At 72.2% G+C, this 19,169-nt stretch carries 12 protein-coding genes; 4 read left to right on the top strand and 8 right to left on the bottom strand.

All coding sequences use genetic code 11. From position 1 onward, the window contains the following. Positions 1-37 precede the first annotated feature (37 nt). Positions 38-628 carry a sugar O-acetyltransferase gene (locus ACI79T_RS14065; RefSeq protein ID WP_456610693.1) on the top strand — a complete coding sequence of 197 codons (591 nt, stop codon included), beginning with the start codon at positions 38-40 and terminating at the stop codon, positions 626-628. Positions 629-722: 94 nt separating this feature from the next. Here the strand turns inward: ACI79T_RS14065 and ACI79T_RS14060 are convergent, their stop codons facing one another. From ACI79T_RS14060 to uvrB, 6 genes are all read right to left on the bottom strand, one after another. Further along, on the bottom strand, positions 723-2,372 hold the full coding sequence (locus tag ACI79T_RS14060; RefSeq protein WP_456610692.1) for a M28 family metallopeptidase: 1,650 nt from the start codon (positions 2,370-2,372) through the stop codon (positions 723-725). A 262-nt stretch (positions 2,373-2,634) separates the two neighbouring features. Then, complete coding sequence (locus ACI79T_RS14055) at positions 2,635-4,650, bottom strand: S9 family peptidase (protein WP_456610691.1); 2,016 nt, start codon at positions 4,648-4,650, stop codon at positions 2,635-2,637. A gap of 61 nt (positions 4,651-4,711) precedes the next feature. After that, positions 4,712-5,812 carry a TerC family protein gene (locus ACI79T_RS14050; RefSeq protein ID WP_456610690.1) on the bottom strand — a complete coding sequence of 367 codons (1,101 nt, stop codon included), beginning with the start codon at positions 5,810-5,812 and terminating at the stop codon, positions 4,712-4,714. 220 nt (positions 5,813-6,032) lie between these two features. Further along, positions 6,033-7,217, bottom strand: coding sequence for a TerC/Alx family metal homeostasis membrane protein (locus tag ACI79T_RS14045; RefSeq protein ID WP_456610689.1), 1,185 nt, complete (start codon positions 7,215-7,217; stop codon positions 6,033-6,035). 269 nt (positions 7,218-7,486) lie between these two features. Beyond that, entirely contained in the window at positions 7,487-9,070 is a 1,584-nt protein-coding gene (locus ACI79T_RS14040; protein ID WP_456610688.1) for an alpha/beta hydrolase domain-containing protein, read from the bottom strand. Between the two features lie 71 nt (positions 9,071-9,141). Further along, positions 9,142-11,259 carry an excinuclease ABC subunit UvrB gene (gene uvrB, locus ACI79T_RS14035; RefSeq protein WP_456610687.1) on the bottom strand — a complete coding sequence of 706 codons (2,118 nt, stop codon included), beginning with the start codon at positions 11,257-11,259 and terminating at the stop codon, positions 9,142-9,144. Positions 11,260-11,772: 513 nt separating this feature from the next. Between uvrB and glgX the strand changes: the two genes are divergently transcribed. Together glgX and treY are read left to right on the top strand one after the other, a co-directional pair. Continuing rightward, the gene (glgX, locus tag ACI79T_RS14030) at positions 11,773-13,884 is read left to right on the top strand and encodes a glycogen debranching protein GlgX (protein ID WP_456610686.1); all 2,112 of its coding nucleotides are present in this window, start codon (positions 11,773-11,775) and stop codon (positions 13,882-13,884) included. After that, positions 13,881-16,238 carry a malto-oligosyltrehalose synthase gene (gene treY / locus ACI79T_RS14025; protein WP_456610685.1) on the top strand — a complete coding sequence of 786 codons (2,358 nt, stop codon included), beginning with the start codon at positions 13,881-13,883 and terminating at the stop codon, positions 16,236-16,238. Before glgX ends, treY begins: the two co-directional genes overlap by 4 nt. A gap of 31 nt (positions 16,239-16,269) precedes the next feature. On the opposite strand, the gene ACI79T_RS14020 is transcribed toward treY, so the two are convergent. Further along, complete coding sequence (locus tag ACI79T_RS14020) at positions 16,270-17,223, bottom strand: ATP-grasp fold amidoligase family protein (RefSeq protein ID WP_456610684.1); 954 nt, start codon at positions 17,221-17,223, stop codon at positions 16,270-16,272. 256 nt (positions 17,224-17,479) lie between these two features. After that, positions 17,480-18,247 carry a hypothetical protein gene (locus ACI79T_RS14015; RefSeq protein WP_456610683.1) on the bottom strand — a complete coding sequence of 256 codons (768 nt, stop codon included), beginning with the start codon at positions 18,245-18,247 and terminating at the stop codon, positions 17,480-17,482. Between the two features lie 174 nt (positions 18,248-18,421). Between ACI79T_RS14015 and ACI79T_RS14010 the strand changes: the two genes are divergently transcribed. After that, a complete protein-coding gene (locus ACI79T_RS14010) occupies positions 18,422-19,162 on the top strand; it encodes a hypothetical protein (RefSeq protein ID WP_456610682.1) in 741 nt (246 codons plus the stop codon). The last annotated feature ends 7 nt before the right edge of the window (positions 19,163-19,169 follow it).

The following is a 19,169-nucleotide window of genomic DNA, read 5'->3' as shown; positions in this document are numbered from 1 at the left end:
GGCACGTGGGCCGCGCGCGGCTGCGTAGGTTCGCCGCATGACGACCGCACCGGAGGACGACGGCCGCTCGATGCGGGAGCGGATGCTGGCCGGCGAGCCGTACCTCGCCGACGATCCTGAGCTCGGCGAGCTCAGCTCCCGGGCGCTGGACCTCGCCGACGCCTACAACGCGACGTCGGTGCGCCAGGGCCCGCTGCGCCGCCGGCTGCTGGAGCAGCTGCTGGCCTCGATCGGCGAGGGCACCGAGCTCCGGCCGCCCCTGCGGGTCGACTACGGCCGCCACCTCTCGATCGGCGCCCGCTGCTTCGCGAACTTCGGCCTGGTGGCCCTCGACGTCGCGCCCATCACCATCGGCGACGACGTGCAGATCGGGCCCAACGTCCAGCTGCTGACACCCACCCATCCGGTCGAGGCGGAGCCGCGGCGGCAGAAGTGGGAGGCCGCGCTGCCCATCGTCATCGGCGACAACGTCTGGCTGGGCGGCGGCGCCATCGTGCTGGCCGGCGTGACCATCGGCGCGAACACCGTCGTGGGGGCGGGCGCCGTCGTCACCCGCGACCTGCCGGCCGACGTGGTCGCGGTGGGCAACCCCGCCCGTGTCGTCCGCCGCCTGGACGAGGCCCGGTAGCCGACGAGCCGCCGCCGACGTCCCCGCGGGACGCCGGCGGCGGCTCGGTGGACCGACGGTGGCGCGGCCGGTGCGGCCGCGCCACCGTCAGCGGTCAGCCCGTGGTGTCGTGGCCGTGACCGTGGTCGTGCTCGAGGCCACCGCCGCCGGCGGCCTCGACGAACGTGCCCTCCGCGCCTGCCGGAGCGGGCAGCTCGAACGCCGGCCCGGGGACCGGCCGGCCCCGGACGCCGTTCACCGACTCCGTGGAGAAGGCGTAGGTGAGCATGGCGAAGGCCATGAGGTCGCTGTTGACGTCCAGCGCGTCCAGGGCGAGGTTGTCGATGTCGTCGCAGGCCTGGTGGTAGCACGGGTCGAACGACTCACCCGCGGTGCCACCCCAGATCGCCTCCTGCTCCGGGGTCTTCACGACCTCCGCGCCGGTGAAGAGACCACCGGACGGGATCCCGGCGTTGATGAACGCCTGGTAGTCGCTGCGCCCGGAGTACTCGGCGTCGTCGTACGGCACACCGATCTTGGTGTAGTACGACTCGAAGAGGTCCTCGATGGCCGTGGAGCCCTCGGGGATCGGCACCGGCGCCTCCCACGTCGACTGGTCGGCGTCGTAGACCATCTGGACGTAGTTCGGCGAGCCGATCATGTCGTAGTTCAGGTAGAGGGCGATCCGGTCACGCTCGGCCTGCGACAGCTTCTCCACGTAACTGGTCGAGCCGACCAGCCCCTGCTCCTCGGCCGCCCACCAGGCGAACCGCAGCGTGTTGTGCGGCTTCATGCTGGCCATCGACAGCGCTGTCTCGAGCAGCGCCGCCGAGCCCGAACCGTTGTCGTTGATGCCCGACCCCACCTCGACGCTGTCCAGGTGGGCGCCGGCCATGACGACGTTGTTCTTGTCCCGGCCCCGCACCTCCGCGATCACGTTGTAGTCGGTGCGCGTCTCCGCCGGGAGCACGTTCACGTAGGCGGTCGCACCCTCGACGGCGAGGGCCTCGCCCTGCGGGAAGCTGGCGCCGACCACGGGGATGCCGTGGGTCACCGTGCTGCCGTCGCCCAGGGTGGCCGCGTTGGCGACGATCAGCTCCATCCGGTCCTCGCCGTTGCCCTGGTTGAAGATGACCACGGCCTCCGCTCCGGCGTTCTCGGCGTTGCGGGCCTTGTCCCCGAAGTTGCAGAAGCCTCGCTGGACCAGCGCGATGTCACTCGGACCGGAGAAGTTCAGACCGGTGAAGTCCTCCGCCTCGCAGCCGCTCGTCGAGGCGGCCGGATCCGTCAGCGCGATGTCGACGGGGACCACGGCCCCTTCCACCTCGCCCGAGCCGCTCCCGGTGAAGACCCCGGTCTCGTACTCGGCCGCCACCGGGGTGAGCTGCCGCAGCTCGGCGGGGAAGTTGACCGTGACCTCGACGGGGTCCAGCGTGACGTCCATGCGGGCGTCCCGCAGCATGCCGGCGACGTACTCCACGCTGTCGGCGTAGCCGTCCGTGCCCGCCGCGCGGCTGCCCGGGTAGTCCGGGTCGTCGCTGTTGTCGGCGATCGCCTGGAAGGCGCGCTCGTGCTCGAGCACGTCCTCGAGGTCCACGCACTCCAGCAGCTTCTCGTAGGTGATGTTGTGCCGGCGGTCGCACGAGTCGCGCGGTGCGGCGATGGCGGTGGTGGGCAGCGCCAGGGTGAACAGCAGTGCGCTGCTGCCCAGGGCGGTGGTGCGAGCCGCCGTCCGTCGTGCGGACGCGGTCCGTCGTTGGCTCACGCTCGATCCCTTCGATCGGTGCTCGCCGGCGGGGTGGCCGCCGGCAGTCGACACCGTTGTCGACACCGGGACCTTCGCCTCCGCGACCCCTGTTGCATAGGGGGCGCTCACGCCGACGGAGCGGCCGGGGCCGTCCCCGGGAGCCGGCCGTCGTCCGCCGAGCCAGCGGATCACCGTTGCTGACCTGCGCATTCTCTGTGTGCCAGGTCACGACACGCTGGGCGACGCCCTGTCACGGACGGTTGCCGGAGCTGACCGACCGTCAGCGCGACCGGACCGCCGACGCACCGGTGGCGACGGCCTCCGCGGGGTCGGCCGCCCGGCTCCCTCCCCCCGTTCCGGGGAGCCACCGCGCCCACCACCGCAGGAGGTGTTCCAGGCGCGCCAGCCGGTGCTTCGGCCGACCGGTGCGCGGCAGGTCGTGACCCTCGCCCGGGAACAGCAGCAGCTCCGTCGGGACACCCCGCCGCGCCAGCTCCACGTACAGCCGCTGGCCCTGCTCCAGGGGCGTCCGCCAGTCGTCCTCCGCGTGGACGACCAGGGTCGGTGTGCTGATCGATCCCGCGGAGGCGAGCGCGCTGTGCGCGGCGACCCGGCCGGGATCGGTGCCGAGGTACTGGTCGACCAGGTACCAGCCGACGTCGGAGGAGCCGGTGAAGCCGGCCGGATCGGTGACCGCCCGCTCCACCACCGCGGCGGCGAACCGGTCGGTGCGGCCGATCAGCAGGGCGGTCAGGTACCCGCCGTAGGAGCCCCCCGCGATCCCCACCCGGTCCGCGTCGAGCGCCGGATCGGTCAGCGCCTGGTCGAGGAACGCCAGGACGTCGTCGGCGTCCGGACCGCCCCACGCGCCGCGGAGGACGCGGCCGTGCTCCGCGCCGTAGCCGGACGACCCGCGGGGGTTGCACTGCACCACCGCATACCCCGCCGTTACGTACACCTGCGTCTCGTCGAGCAGCGCCCGGTCGTACTGGCGGAACGGCCCGCCGTGGATGGTCAGGAGCACCGGGTGCGGGCCGGGCCCCGGGGGCGTGGTGACCCAGCCGTGCACCGGGTAGCCGTCCCGCGCGGTGGCGGTGTGCTCCTGCGCCCGGTGCAGCCGGCCGGTGGCACCCAGCTCGCGGCCGAACCCGGTGAGCAGCCGGCGCCCACCACCGGTCAGGGCCAGGAGCTCCCCCGCGGACCGGTCGTGCGCGACGGTGGCCACGACGACCCCCGCGGCCGCCGCGATGCCCCGGACCACGAACGGCCCCTCGACCAGGGTCTCGGGCGCCCCGCCGTCCAGGGGCACGCGGAGCAGCTCGACCGAGCCCCGTCGCTCCACGCCCACCAGCACGGCGTCGTCGGTCAGCACGGTCGCCGCGGTGGCGTCCCCCCGCTGGTGCAGCGCCGGGTCGAGCAACGGCACGAGCGGACCGCCCCCGGCGGGCAGCCGGCAGGGCACCGCCTGCCGGGCGACGACGTCGAGGCCGTCGGGGCCGAGGTCGGGGACGGCGGTGACGACGAGCGACGCACCGTCGGCGGTGTAGGCGGGGTGCGCGCAGTCGGCGCGGGACTCCGTGAGCCGGCGCAAGCCCGTGCCGTCGGGCCGGACGGCGTGCACGTCGCGGACCAGGTCGCGGCCGGCCCGCTCGTGGCGCGCCGACACGAACGCCAGCTCCGCGCCGTCGGGCCGCCAGGTGACGTCGGTGCAGTCGGCGTCACCCGTGGTCACCTGGACCGGCCGCGGCCGCGGAGTGGTGTCGTCGGCGAAGTCGGCCGGCAGCGCGACGACGAAGACCTGGCTGGGCCGGTCGCGGAGGTATCCCACGCCGTCCACGCGGTACGCCAGCGTCGTGATCAGGCGGGGTGGCTCGGCGGCCGCGTCGACCCCGGGCACGGTGCCGTAGCGGCCGTGCTCGGGGACCCGTGCGACGTAGGCCAGCCGGCGCGAGTCCGGGGACCACACCGGCGCACCGGCGCCGAGGGGATGGTCGGTCAGCCGGCGCGGCGCACCGCCGGCGGCGGGCAGCACCCGCAGCTGCGGGGGGCCGCCGGCCTCCGCACCCCGGTAGGCCAGCCACCGCCCGTCCGGGGAGAACACCGGGTCGGTGTCGCGGTGACCGGAGGTCAGGGGCCGGGCCGGGGCCGAGCCGTCGGTCGGGACCGCCCACAGCTGGCTGCGGTACTCGTCGGCGTCCAGGTCGGGCCGGCCGACGGCCACCACCGCCATCCGACCGTCCGGGGACACCGCCGGCGTCCCGGGGACGCGCAGGAGCGCGAGGTCGGTCGGCCGCATGCCGGCGACGCTAGCCGAGCTGCCCGGCGGGGCCGCCGCCCCCGTGCGGGGGCGGCGGTCCTCAGCGCCGGCCGGAGCCCTCGCCGGGGTCGTCCTGCTCGGCGAGCCGCGCCTCGGCCGCCGCCGCGGCCTCGGGACCGCCGGTCGGCACGGACTTCGCCACCTCGGGGTCGACGTCCGGCGGCCCGGCGGTGGCGAACTGACCACGGGTCTTCACCAGGCTGGCCACCGTGGCGATGACGAGCACGCCCAGGATGATCGAGAGCGAGAGCCAGATCGGGATCTCGGGGATGTTCTCGAGGGGCTCGCGCTCGCCGGCGAACGGCAGCTGGTTCTCGTGCAGGGCCTCCAGGATCAGCTTGACGCCGATGAAGGCCAGGATGACGGCGAGCCCCAGCGAGAGGTACACCAGCCGCTTCAGCAGGCCACCGAGCAGGAAGTAGAGCTGCCGCAGCCCCATGAGGGCGAAGACGTTGGCCGTGAAGACGATGAACGGCTCGCGGGTGAGCCCGAAGATCGCCGGGATGCTGTCGAGGGCGAAGATCAGGTCCGTCGTGCCGAGCGCCAGGATCACCACGATCATCGGCGTCCACATCTTCTTGCCGTTCTCGGTCACCCGGATCTTCGCGCCGTGGTAGTCCTTCGTGATCGGCAGGATCTTGCGCATCCGCCGGATGAAGGCGTTCTCCTCGTAGTCCTCGTCCTCACCGCGGTGCTTGACGAGGTTGATCGCCGTGTAGATCAGGAAGACACCGAAGATGTAGAAGACCCACACGAACCGCTCGATGACCACGGCACCGATCAGGATGAAGATCCCGCGCAGGACGAGGGCGATGATGATGCCGATCATCAGCGCTTCCTGCTGGAACTTCCGCGGCACCTGGAAGCGGGCCATGATGATCACGAAGACGAAGAGGTTGTCGACCGAGAGCGAGTACTCGGTCAGCCAGCCCGCGTAGAACTCCGTGGCGTACGTGCCGTTGGTGAACGCCAGCATGAGGACGCCGAAGATCAGCGCCAGGCTGACGTAGAAGCTCACCCAGAGACTCGCCTCCTTGATGGAGGGCTCGTGCGGGCGGCGGGCGACGATCGCGAGGTCGGCGAGCAGCAGGACGGTGAGCCCCACGAACGTCGCGACCTCGAACCAGACGGGGAGTTCCATGCGGGCGAGTTCCTCCGGAGACAGGCGTCGGCACCGGAGGTCTCTCCCATCGCCGGCCCAGGGCCGACGACCGGCAGCACCGGAGATCGTGGGATCTCGTGATGACGACACTGCCGCGGGGGGATACTCCCCTCCATCGTGCGACCCCGTCGCCGTGCAGGCGCCTTCGACTGCGAGCACCGGGGTACGTGGCGCACACCGTACCCCGGCGCTCCGCTGTCTACCGCCGGAGCGATCCGTCCGCCCGGCGCGCCGTCCTGCCGTCCGCGTCCGGACCGTCCGACGGGTGGCCGTCCCCCACGCCGCGGCCGAGCGGGTCGGGGGTGGCGTCCGTCCGGACCGCCGGGTCGGCACCCGCGGGCCGCTCCTCGGCGGCCAGCCCGGCCGGCGCCTCCGGGATGGCGGTCTCCGCCCGCAGGCGGGCGTGCTCCTCCCGGTCCCGGCGGCTCCGGGCCAGGCTGGCCACCGTCGTCACCGTCAGGGTGACCAGGATGACCGCGAGGGAGAGCCAGGTCGGCACCTCGGGGATGAACGTGACGTGCTCACCGGAGTTGATGAAGGACAGCTCGTTGGTGTGCAGGGCGTGGACGACGAGCTTGTACCCGATGAAGCCGAGGATCACGGCCAGCCCGTAGGCCAGGTACACCAGCCGGTCGAGCAGCCCGTCGATGAGGAAGAACAGCTGCCGCAGCCCCAGCAGCGAGAAGGCGTTGGCCGTGAAGACGAGGTACGTCTCCTGGGTCAGCCCGAAGATCGCCGGGATCGAGTCGACGGCGAAGATCACGTCGGCGGTGCCGATGGCGATGAGGGCGATGGCCAGCGGCGTGATGAAGCGCTTGCCGTCGAGCCGGACCGACAGTCGGTCGGAGTGGTACTCCTCCGTGGTCGGGAGCACCCGGCGGGTCAGCCGGAGGACGGCGTTCTCCTCGTAGTCCTCCTCCTTGTTGTGCCCGCCGCTGCGCGCCTGGACCCAGGCGGTGTAGATGAGGATCGCGCCGAAGAGGTAGAAGACCCAGCTGAAGTTCTCGATCGCGGCGGCGCCGACCAGGATGAAGACGGTGCGCAGCGCCAGTGCGAAGGCGATGCCGAACAGCAGCACCTTCTGCTGCAGCTGCCGCGGGACGCCGAAGCTGGCCATGATCAGCACGAAGACGAACAGGTTGTCGACCGAGAGGCTCTTCTCGGTGATGTAGCCGGCGAAGTACTCACCGCCGTACCGGGCGCCGTAGAACCAGAAGATGAGGCCGCCGAAGACGACGGCGATGCCGACGTACACCCCCGACCAGATGGCTGATTCGCGCAGGGTGGGCGCGTGCGGCGTGCGCACGTGGCCCACGAAGTCGAAGGCGAGCATGGCCACGATCACGCCGATCGTCACGGCCCACACCCAGAAGGGGACGTCCAAGGATTCCTCCGGTCACTGGCAGTCGTCAGTACCGGAGGTCTCTCCCACCGCCCGGGATGCCGGTCGGCCGGTGGCGCCGGGGCCGGGAGGCCCGTGATGACGACGCCACCGCAGCGGGATACTCCCCTCCGCGGTCCCCGCCACCACGGCGGCAGGAACCCCGGGCAGCCGTGTACCGGCCCCCCGGGTCTTCGCGCTCAACGAGGAGCGCGCCGTCCTTGTTCCCGGCGCCTCCCGGGCCCGGCGGAGCGCCGGACCTGGACGGCGTCTCAGGAGGTCGCGGCCAGGTATGCCGCGCGGGCGCCGGCCAGCATCCGCTCGCGCTCGGCGGCGGCGAGGTAGCCGGCCCGGATCTGCTGGTCGACGGCGGCGGCGTAGCGGGTCAGGTAGCCCTCGACCGTCCCGTACCGGGCCTGCAGCTCCTCGGCGGTGAACGGCTGCCATCCGCCCCAGTTGCCGCACACGTCGGTGATCGACGACGTGCCGACCGGCGACAGCGCGACGGGCACCGGCCGACCCAGGGGGACGACGGCGTCGGGGAACCGGACGCCGCCGCGCGGCTGGGCGGTGTCCCGGTCGACCACGGGGACGGCGAGCTGCACGCCGGGCAGGCCGTTGAACACGGCCGGGTCGTCGGCCGGGGCGGGCCGGAGCTGGAACACCGCAGGCTCGGGCAGCAGGCCGCGGTTCGCGCCGCCGGGGGTAACGATCGCCGCGAGGTCGGCCACCAGGGTGCGCAGGTACGGGTCGTAGGTCAGCGGGTTGCGCCCCACGACGGCCCCGCCGTTGCACCCGAGGGCGCCGAACACCAGCGCGTCGGCGTAGTTGAGGCCCGCGTGCGGCGCCGGCCAGTCGTAGCGGACACCGCCACGGGCATGTCCCCGCTCGGCCGTCAGGCTGGCGCGCAGGCGGTAGTAGTCGGTGTAGGTGGCGACGTCGACGAAGAGCGGATCGCTGGTCCGGCGCGTGAGGATCTCGTCGCGGCGGAGCGGGACGCCGTCCTCCAGGGCGTAGGGCCGCTGGGGCGCGTCGCCGGCGAGCTGGTTGATCGCCAGCCAGTTGCCGGCCCCGGACACCGCGAGGGCGGCGTCGTAGACACCCCGGCCGGTGCGGTCGTCGACGTTGAAGCCCTCGGCCACGAACGTGTCGACGAACCACGCGCTCTGGCTGATGCCGGCCAGGACCGAGGACCGGTAGGACGGCAGGGCTGCGGCGCCGGTGGGCCGGGGCGCCGACTGCTCGAGCAGGCGGCCGAAGTCGCGCACGATGACCTCGCCGACGCCCTGGGCGGTGGCGGGCACGCCGGCGGCGATGCCGGTCTCCCACTGCACGCGGGCGTAGGACACGTCCTGCTCGGCCAGGAACCCGATCCCGAGGCCCTCGGGGTAGACGGCGGCGGTCGGGTTGCTCGCCGTCGACGCGAGGGCGAACTGCTCCAGGGTGAGCAGGACGGCGGGCCGGCCGCGGTTCTCCGCCTCGACGAGGACGACGTCCTGGACGCCGCCGCCGGGGGGCGCGATGACCTCGAACTCCGCGCTGTAGCGGTAGCCCTCGTCGTCCATGACGAGGGCGTCGAGACCGGCGACCTGCTCGCCCGGGTCGACCACGCCGTGCACCACGCCGGTGGTGCGCTCCCACGTCTCGTCACCGACGCGCAGCGGGCTGGTCGTCGCCTCGACGGCGGTGATGGCCGAGGACAGCGATGAGCCGTCGGGACCGGGCGCCTCGGTGGGCAGCGAGGGGCCGCCGGGACCGGCCAGCGCCGGTGCGGCGGTCAGGGACAGGGCAGCGGTGAGCGCGATCGTGGCGGCCGTCGGGCCACCGCTCGGACGCCGGACACGCAACGGGGGCACGCGGGAGCCTCTCGCCGGGGTGGGGTGTGCCGCGAACGTACGTCAGCTGTGACGTACGTCGCTCTCCGGGATCAGGCGTGCGCCGCGTCGAACTGGCGCAGCTCCTTCTTCAGCTCGTTCAGCTCGTCCCGCAGACGGGCGGCCACCTCGAACTGCAGCTCGCGGGCGGCGGCGAGCATCTGCTCGTTCATCTGCGTGATCAGGTCGGCCAGCTCCGCGCGGGGCAGCCCCTGGACGTCGATCGACCCGGCCTTCGCCTTGCCCTTCGACGACAGCCCGGGCACCGGCGACTTGCCCCGCGACTGCTGCCGCCCGGAGCCGCCGAGCAGCTCGGTGGCGCCCTCGGCCTCCTCGGCGTCGCGGTAGATGCCGTCGAGGATGTCGACGATCTTCTTCCGCAGCGGCTGGGGGTCGATGCCGCGCTCGGTGTTGTAGGCGATCTGCTTCTCGCGCCGGCGGCTCGTCTCGTCGATGGCCAGCGCCATGGACGGGGTGATCTTGTCGGCGTACATGTGCACCTGGCCGGAGACGTTGCGTGCCGCGCGGCCGATCGTCTGGATCAGCGAGGTGCCTGACCGGAGGAAGCCCTCCTTGTCGGCGTCGAGGATGGCGACCAGCGAGACCTCGGGCAGGTCGAGGCCCTCGCGGAGCAGGTTGATGCCGACCAGCACGTCGTACTCGCCCTGCCGCAGCTCCCGGAGCAGCTCCACCCGCCGGAGGGTGTCGACCTCCGAGTGCAGGTACCGCACCTTGATGCCCAGCTCGAGCAGGTAGTCGGTGAGGTCCTCGGCCATCTTCTTGGTCAGGGTGGTGACGAGGATGCGCTCGTCCTTCTCCGTGCGCAGCCGGATCTCGTGGACCAGGTCGTCGATCTGGCCCTTGGTCGGCTTGACGACGACCTCCGGGTCGATCAGGCCGGTCGGCCGGATCACCTGCTCGACGAACTCGCCCTGGGTGCGGCCGAGCTCGTAGTTCCCCGGCGTCGCCGAGAGGTAGACCGTCTGGCCGATCCGGTCGGTGAACTCCTCCCACTTCAGCGGGCGGTTGTCCATGGCCGACGGCAGCCGGAAGCCGTGCTCGACCAGCGTGCGCTTGCGGCTCATGTCGCCCTCGTACATGCCGCCGATCTGCGGCACGGTCACGTGCGACTCGTCGATCACCAGGAGGAAGTCGTCCGGGAAGTAGTCGATGAGGCAGGCGCCGGCCGAGCCGGGGCTGCGCCCGTCGATGTGCCGGGAGTAGTTCTCGATGCCGGAGCAGAAGCCGACCTGGCGCATCATCTCGATGTCGTAGGTGGTGCGCATGCGCAGCCGCTGGGCCTCCAGGAGCTTGCCCTGCTTGTCCAGCTCCGCCAGCCGCACCTCCAGCTCCGCCTCGATGGAGCTGATCGCCCGCTCCATGCGGTCGGGACCGGCGACGTAGTGGCTGGCCGGGAAGACGAACAGCTCCTCGACCTCGCGGACGACCTCGCCGGTGAGCGGGTGCAGGTAGTAGAGCCGCTCCACCTCGTCGCCGAACATCTCGATCCGGACGGCCAGCTCCTCGTAGACCGGGAAGATCTCGATCGTGTCGCCGCGCACGCGGAACGTGCCGCGGGTGAAGGAGAGGTCGTTGCGGGTGTACTGCTCGGTGACCAGCGTGCGCAGCAGCTCGTCGCGGTCGCGCTCCTCCCCCACCCCGATCTTGAGCGCCCGCTCGACGTACTCCTGGGGCGTGCCCAGGCCGTAGATGCACGAGACGGTGGAGACCACGATGACGTCGCGGCGGGTGAGCAGGCTGTTGGTGGCCGAGTGCCGCAGCCGCTCGACCTCCTCGTTGATCGAGGAGTCCTTCTCGATGTAGGTGTCGGTCTGCGGGACGTACGCCTCGGGCTGGTAGTAGTCGTAGTACGACACGAAGTACTCGACCGCCGCATCGGGCATGAGTTCCTTGAACTCGTTGGCCAGCTGCGCGGCGAGGGTCTTGTTCGGCGCCATCACCAGCGTCGGGCGTTGCACCTGCTCGATCAGCCAGGCCGTCGTCGCCGACTTCCCGGTACCGGTGGCGCCCAGCAGGACGACGTCCTTCTCCCCCGCGTCCACCCGTTCGGCGAGCGCCTTGATCGCCGCCGGCTGGTCGCCCGAGGGCTCGAACTCGCTGACGACGCGGAAGCGCCCCTGGGTGGGCCGGAGATCGGTGGTCGTGCGCACGCCTCCGAAGGTACGTCGCGGGTGTGACAGGACGCGTCGCGAGCGCCGCCCGGCGACCGCTGGGGCACCGGGGGCGGGAGCGGCGGGGCGGGGTACTTGTCTCCGGCCCGTGACCGCCCTAGCGTCCCGGGTCGCAGGAGCGGTCCGCGCCGAGGACCAGCGCCACCCGGGGAGGCCCGGGCGAGGTCGGACCCGGCGCGCCGGTCCCGGCCCCTGGAGGGGTGCGACGCCCGCAGGCCTCCGGCCGGGCGACCGGTGGCACCGAGGCCGGACCTGCGCACGACGCCCCCCGCGGCCCGCCGCGGGGGGCGTCGTCGGCCCCTGGGGCGGTGCTCCGACGGGTGCGGCCGGTGCGCGGCGGGTTCCCGGCACGTCTCACACGCCGCCGAGGTGTGGCGGGCCCCCCGCGCGGGCAACGGGGTCCCGACGCCCGTCCCGATCCGGTTGCGCGAGCATGTACCGGGTCACCCGCCCCCAGCCACGGGGCGCCCTGCGCAGGAGGAACTCCCCAACATGACCCAGGTGTGGCCCGGAATTGCCTACCCGCTCGGCGCCACGTACGACGGCACCGGCACCAACTTCGCCATCTTCAGCGAGGTCGCCGAGAAGGTGGAGCTCTGCCTGTTCGACGAGCAGGGGAACGAGGAGCGCATCCGGCTGCCGGAGATGGACGGCTACGTGTGGCACGCCTTCCTCCCCGGCATCCACCCGGGCCAGAAGTACGGCTTCCGCGTGCACGGTCCCTACGACCCGGCCCAGGGCCTGCGCTGCAACCCGAACAAGCTGCTGCTCGACCCGTACGCCAAGGCGATCGACGGGCAGATCGACTGGGATCCGTCGGTGTTCGGCTACGACTTCGAGACCAAGGAGCGCAACGACGAGGACTCGGCGGCGCACATGCCGAAGTCCGTCGTCGTCAACCCGTTCTTCGACTGGGGCGTGGACCGGCCGCCGAAGACCCCCTACAACAAGACGGTCATCTACGAGGCCCACGTCAAGGGCCTCACGATGACCAACCCGCGGATCCCCGAGGAGCTGCGCGGCACGTACGCCGGCGTGGCGCACCCCGCGACCATCGAGCACCTGCAGGACCTGGGCATCACCGCGATCGAGCTGCTGCCGGTGCACCAGTTCGTCCAGGACGACACCCTGCAGCAGAAGGGCCTGCGCAACTACTGGGGCTACAACACGATCGGCTTCTTCGCCCCGCACAACGAGTACGCCAGCGACACCACCGCCGGGCAGCACGTGCAGGAGTTCAAGGGCATGGTCCGGGCGCTGCACGAGGCGGGTATCGAGGTGATCCTCGACGTCGTCTACAACCACACCGCCGAGGGCAACCACAACGGCCCGACGCTGTCGTTCCGGGGGATCGACAACCGGACGTACTACAAGCTCGTCGAGGGCGACGAGCGCTACTACATGGACTTCACCGGCACCGGGAACACGCTCAACGTCCGGACGCCGCAGTCGCTCCAGTTGATCATGGACTCGCTCCGGTACTGGGTCACCGAGATGCACGTCGACGGCTTCCGCTTCGACCTCGCCTCCGCCCTGGCCCGTGAGCTGCACGCCGTCGACCGGCTGGCCACCTTCTTCGACCTCGTGCACCAGGACCCGGTGGTCAGCCAGGTGAAACTGATCGCCGAGCCCTGGGATGTCGGCGAGGGCGGCTACCAGGTCGGCAACTTCCCGGCGCTGTGGACCGAGTGGAACGGCAAGTACCGCGACACCGTCCGCGACTTCTGGCGCGGCGAGGGCGGGACCGTCGGCGAGTTCGCCGACCGGATCTCCGGCTCGTCCGACCTCTACCAGCACTCGGGACGACGTCCGTTCGCCAGCATCAACTTCGTCACCGCGCACGACGGCTTCACGCTCAACGACCTCGTCTCGTACAACGAGAAGCACAACGAGGCCAACGGCGAGGGCAACAACGACGGCGAGAGCCACAACCGCAGCTGGAACCACGGCGTGGAGGGGCCCACCGACGACCCGGAGATCCTCCAGCTGCGGGCGCAGCAGCGGCGCAACTTCATCGCCACGATGATGCTGAGCCAGGGCGTGCCGATGCTGCTGCACGGCGACGAGCTGGGCCGCAGCCAGGGCGGCAACAACAACGGCTACTGCCAGGACTCCGAGCTGACCTGGATCGACTGGGAGAACGTCGACGAGGGGCTGCTGGAGTTCACCAAGAAGGTGACCAAGCTCCGCAGCGACCACCCGACGTTCCGCCGTCGCCGCTTCTTCCACGGCCGGCCGGTGCGCCGCGGGCTGGGCGACCCGGTGCCCGACCTCGCCTGGCTGGCCCCGTCCGGTGAGCAGATGGCCGACGAGGACTGGGACGTCGGCTACGCCAAGTCCGTGGCGGTCTACCTCAACGGCGTCGGGATCCGGGAGACCGACGAGCGGGGCGAGTACCTCTCCGACGACCACTTCTACCTGGCGTTCAACGCCTCGGCCGAGCCCATCGACTTCACGCTGCCCAGCGACGACTACTCGCGCAGCTGGACGACGGTGCTCGACACCGCCGAGATGAACGAGGTGGAGCCGGTCGAGGTCAAGCCCGGCGAGACCGTCACCGTCCAGGGCCGCTCGCTCATCGTCCTGACGGGTCCCGCCCAGTGACGCAGCCGATCCAGGTGCCCGGGAGCGAACGCCGTCGCGAGCCCCCCGCGGCGACGTACCGGCTGCAGGTGCACGCCGGCTTCCCGCTGCAGGACGCCGCGGACGTCGCCGGGTACCTCGCCGACCTCGGCGTGACCCACGCCTACTCCTCTCCCCTGCTCCGGTCGGCGGAGGGCAGCACGCACGGCTACGACACCGTCGACCACGCGCACGTCGACGAGGCCCGCGGCGGGCAGGCCGGCTTCGACCGGTTCGTCGCCGCGCTGCACGAGCACGGCCTCGGCCTGGTGCTGGACCTGGTGCCCAACCACATGGGCGTCGACGACCCGTCGGCGGCGCCGTGGTGGTGGGACGTGCTCAAGCACGGGCGGGACAGCGTGCACGCCGCGGCCTTCGACATCGACTGGGAGTTCGGCGGCGGCAAGGTCCGCATCCCCGTGCTGGGTTCCGCCGACGACGTCGAGAAGCTGGAGGTGGTCGGCCGGGAGGGTGGGGACGGCGCAGACGGGGAGCTGCGGTACTACGACAACCGCTTCCCGATCGCGCCCGGGACCGGGAGCGGCAGCCCGCAGGAGGTGCACGCCCGGCAGCACTACGAGCTGGTCGACTGGCGGCGTGCCGACTCCGACCTGAACTACCGCCGGTTCTTCGCGATCAACACGCTCGCCGGGCTGCGGGTGGAGGACCCCGCGGTCTTCGACGCGACCCACGAGCTGGTGCTGCGGTTCGTGCGCGACGGCGCCGTCGACGGGCTGCGGATCGACCACCCGGACGGCCTGGCCGATCCGAAGGGCTACCTCGACCGCCTCGCCGAGGCATCGGAGAACCGCTGGACCGTCGTCGAGAAGATCCTGGAGCCGGGCGAGGACCTCCCCGACGGCTGGGCGACGGCGGGGACCACCGGGTACGACGCGCTCGCCGAGGTCGACGAGGTGCTCGTCGACCCCGCCGGCGAGGCCGCGCTCACCGCACTGGACACCGAGCTCGCCGGCCACGCCGTGGACTACGCGCAGCTGGTGCACGACTGCAAGCGCGAGGTCACCGACGGGATGCTCGGCTCCGAGGTGGCCCGGCTGGTCCGCGTCATCGGCGAGCTGCCCGGCATCGACCGCGCGCAGCAGACCGAGGCGCTGGCCGAGCTGCTCGCCACCTTCGGGGTCTACCGCAGCTACCTGCCCGACGGCCGGGAGCACCTCGACGCCACGGTGTCGGCCGTGCGCGAACGCCGGCCGGACCTCGTCCCCGCCCTCGACGCGCTGCACCCGGTGCTGTCGCAGGCTGGCAGCGAGGCGGCCACCCGGTTCGAGCAGACCAGCGGCCCGGTCATGGCCAAGGGGGTGGAGGACAGCGCCTACTACCGGTGGGCGCGGTTCGTCGCGCTCAACGAGGTGGGCGGCGACCCGGCGCGCTTCGGCAGCACGGTCGGCGAGTTCCACGAGGCGCAGGTCCGCCGGCTGGCGCGGTACCCGCAGGGCATGACGACGCTCTCCACCCACGACACCAAGCGCAGCGAGGACGTGCGCGCCCGCCTCGCGGTGCTGGCCGAGATCCCGACCGAGTGGGCGCAGCTGGTGCGGGGCTGGCAGGCCCGGCACCCGCTGGCCGACCGCCCGCTGGCCCACCTGGTGTGGCAGAACCTCGTCGGGGCGTGGCCGCTGTCGCGGGAGCGGGCGCACGCCTACGCGGAGAAGGCGGCCCGCGAGGCGGGCACCTCGACCACCTGGACGAACCCGGTCCAGGAGTTCGAGGAGCAGCTGCACGCGCTGGTCGACGCCGCGTTCGACGACCCGGCGACGACGGCGGAGCTCGACGCCTTCGTCACCCGGATCGCGCCGCTGGGCTGGTCGAACTCGCTCACCCAGAAGCTGCTGCAGCTGACGATGCCGGGCGTCCCCGACGTCTACCAGGGCACCGAGCTGTGGGACTTCTCCCTGGTCGACCCGGACAACCGCCGGCCGGTCGACTACGCGCTGCGCCGCAAGCTGCTGGCCGCCCTGGACGACGGCGAGGTGCCGGCCGTCGACGAGACCGGTGCGGCCAAGCTGCTCGTGACCTCACGCACGCTGCGGGCCCGGCGGGACCACGCCGAGTGGTTCACCGGCTACGAGCCCGTCGGGGTGACCGGGTCGGCCGCGGAGCAGGTGATCGCCTACGACCGCGGGAGCGTCGTCGTCGTGGCGACCCGGCTGCCGGCCCGCCTGGCCGCCGACGGCTGGGGTGACACGGCGCTCCAGCTGCCCAACGGCGCCTGGCGCGACCTGCTCACCGGCGAGCGCGTGGTCTCCGACGTCGCCGGGATCGCCCTCGACGCCCTGCTCACCCGGCTGCCGGTGGCGCTGCTCGTCCGCGACTGAGGAGCCGCGCCGCCGCACGTCGAGTGCGCGCTCAGCGTGGTCCCGGTGCCTCCGGAACCACGCTGGGCGCGTACTGGTCGCTCGGCGTCGGGCCGACCGACGTCGGCAGGGACCACTGTTCCCCGAGCCACACGTCGAACGCCCGCGGCTCGTACCGCATGACGCCCCCGCTGGGATACGGCGTCAGCTCGCCGAACCAGACCGTGTCACCCGTGCTGTACAGGTCGACCCGCATGAAGTCGAAGGGGCGGGCGAGCACCTCCGCCGCGTGCAGCATGGCGGTCAGGTTCGCCGGCGCCGCGATCGGCGGTCCGCTCGGCACGACGAGCTGGACCGGGACCGGCTCCCAGTCGGGGGTGTAGTAGCGCCGGGTCTGGTCGGCCGTGAACCTGCCCCGGTCCACCTGGATCGCGGCGACCCTGCCGTCGAAGACCAGGAACTTGTAGTCGTCCAGCGGGCCGCCGCCGCAGGCGATGTCCTCCTCGACGAGGAACAGGTTCCGGGCCTTGCAGTAGGCCCACTCCCCCAGCAGCGCGCTCTGGTCGTTCCGCAGCCACTCCCGCGTCTCCGCCACGATCGACGCGTCGATGACGTCCGAGGCCGCCCCGAACCGCACGAGGCCGCTCCGGTGGTTGGGCTTGAGCACCCAGGCCCGGTCGAACGCCCGGCCGGCCACCGCGCCCAGGTCGTCCCCCGACCACAGCGTCTCGGGCACGGCCAGGCCGGCCTCCTGCTGGCAGCGGTAGGCGTGGTCCTTCATCGCCAGCTTGTCGCAGGTCCACGCCAGCTCCGGCCGGCGGTCCCGCAGGATGCGCCAGTTGACCTTCTCGGTGAACGTCCGCGGGTCCCGCAGCCGGGGCAGGCGCCGCTGTCCGGCCAGGTACAGGTACCGCCGCCGGGCGGTCGGCGGCAGCAGACCGGCGACCCGGCGGTGCGCGGGCTGCAGGTGGGAACGCACGACGGCGTTCAGCCGGCTACGGGGCATCGGGAAGTCCTCCTGCGGGGAACGCGAACATGTCCGGCAACCGTCTGGCCGGGGAACGGACGCAGACGTGCCGCGGCCGCGGCGAGACTACGTGGCACGACGCGTTCCGTAACCCCTCCGCGGAGGGACACCCACCACCGATCAGGTGATCCGGACGGCTCGGCAACGGCTCACGCGGCTGGTGGCGCTGCTGGTCCGCGACGCGCGGCGCCGTGCACGTGAGCTCCGGGTGGACCCACCGGCACCGCTCAGGAGGTCAGGACGGGGAGGGGCCCGGTCGCTGCTCCGCCAGACCGGCCGGTCGTCCGGCGGACCCGACGGTCCGGCGGGACATCGAGATCATGGCTGCCAGGAAGACGATCGCGCCGGCCATCTCCAGCGACTCCTCGACCGAGGAGGCCAGGACGAACGCCAGGCTGCCCTTCTCGCCCCCGTTGAGGTCGTAGGCGAGGCCGCCGATGGCTTCCACGCCCATCGCCCCGCCGACGTAGAGCACGGCCGCGATCACGACGAGCCGACCGATGGACGGGGGCAGCGCCCGCAGGAAGCCGAGGTAGGTCACCGCGAACGCGACGACGACCGGCGCCGCGACCAGGATCCAGCCGAACGAGAAGATCCCGCCTGCGTCGATCACGGAGTCGACCACCACCTCGGCCGACTCGTGCAGCCGGGCCGCCTCGTCCGCGGAGAGGTAGGCGAAGGTGACGGCGAGGAACCCCCAGTGCCGCCACCACCTGTCCCCCGCGGCCCGCCGGTCCGCCGCGATGCCCCAGACGACGAGGGCGGAGAGCAGCAGGAGCGTCGCGGACAACCAGGACGCCAGGTTGGCCTCCTGGTCGACGCTGAAGATCCGCAGGAGCCCCTGGTACCCGAAGAACACCGGCTGCCGCGCACCGCTCTCGAGCTCGGCCGCGTTCGCCGGGTCGGTGGCGATCAGCCGCAGCACGAGGCTCACGAGATTGATGACGATCGCAGCTGCGCTGAGCGCGATGATCAATCGCCGGGTGTTGCCGATCGGCACCATCGGAACCGTCTCCTACCCCTCGCGAGTCCTTTTGGGTAGGCCTCAATAGACCAACCGTAGCTGAACTCCAGGGGTCCGGGACTGCTCAGCTGCGGGTTCCCGACCCGGACGGCCCTGGTCGCACCGTCGCCGTCGACCGGTCCGGACCGGCTCACCTGGGTAGCATCGCGCCGCATGACCGGACGACCTGACACCGAACGGGTGCAGCTCCTGTGGACGGGCGGCTGGGACTCGTCGTTCCGGTTGATGCAGCTCGTGCTCGTCGAGCGGCGCTCGGTGCAGCCGATCTACGTGATCGACACCGGCCGGCCCAGCACGCTGTTCGAGCTGCGCGCCATGGAGGCCATGCGCGCGGGACTGCTCGCCCGGCTGCCGGACCCGTCCCTGCTGGCCCCGACCTGGCTGGTGCTGGCGAGCGATCACCCGCCGGGACCGCAGGACGCGGCGATCGGGGAACGCCTGCGCCGGGAGACGACGATGGGCACCCAGTACGTGTGGCTCAGCGGCCCGGCCCGGTCGCTCGGGTGGTCGGGCGTCGAGCTCTGCATCGAGCGCTACGAGTCCGGCCTCAGCGACTGGCAGCGCCGGATCTTCGCCGAGCCGGGCCGGCTCGACGGCTCACCGGAGTCGGAGCTCTTCCGGTTCTGGTCGTTCCCCGTCATCCACCTGACCAAGGACGAGATGCGGGAGATCGCCCGGTCCGCCGGTTTCCTGGACCTGCTGCTGCTGCGCTGGTTCTGCTTCCGTCCCCTGAACGGCCGGCCGTGCGGCCGCTGCCGGCCCTGCCGGCTGACGCACCGCGAGGGGGTCCGGTTCGCCAACCCCGTCCTGGTCGCGGTCCGCGATCTCGTGCGCAAGACCGGGAAGGCGCTGCGGGAGCCGGCCGCGGCGCTGGCCGTGCTGCGGCGGCGCTGACGTCGAG

The organism is Blastococcus sp. SYSU DS0619 (genome assembly GCF_054051035.1).
This window is presented reverse-complemented; position numbering and strand designations above follow the sequence as displayed.

What these genes read in the sequence shown, in the direction of transcription:
- ACI79T_RS14065 (WP_456610693.1), top strand. Translation starts at nt 38, where the DNA reads ATGACGACCGCACCGGAGGACGACGGCCGCTCGATGCGGGAGCGGATG.
- ACI79T_RS14055 (WP_456610691.1), bottom strand. Translation starts at nt 4,650, where the DNA reads ATGCGGCCGACCGACCTCGCGCTCCTGCGCGTCCCCGGGACGCCGGCG.
- ACI79T_RS14050 (WP_456610690.1), bottom strand. Translation starts at nt 5,812, where the DNA reads ATGGAACTCCCCGTCTGGTTCGAGGTCGCGACGTTCGTGGGGCTCACC.
- glgX (WP_456610686.1), top strand. Translation starts at nt 11,773, where the DNA reads ATGACCCAGGTGTGGCCCGGAATTGCCTACCCGCTCGGCGCCACGTAC.
- ACI79T_RS14020 (WP_456610684.1), bottom strand. Translation starts at nt 17,223, where the DNA reads ATGCCCCGTAGCCGGCTGAACGCCGTCGTGCGTTCCCACCTGCAGCCC.
- ACI79T_RS14015 (WP_456610683.1), bottom strand. Translation starts at nt 18,247, where the DNA reads ATGGTGCCGATCGGCAACACCCGGCGATTGATCATCGCGCTCAGCGCA.
- ACI79T_RS14010 (WP_456610682.1), top strand. Translation starts at nt 18,422, where the DNA reads ATGACCGGACGACCTGACACCGAACGGGTGCAGCTCCTGTGGACGGGC.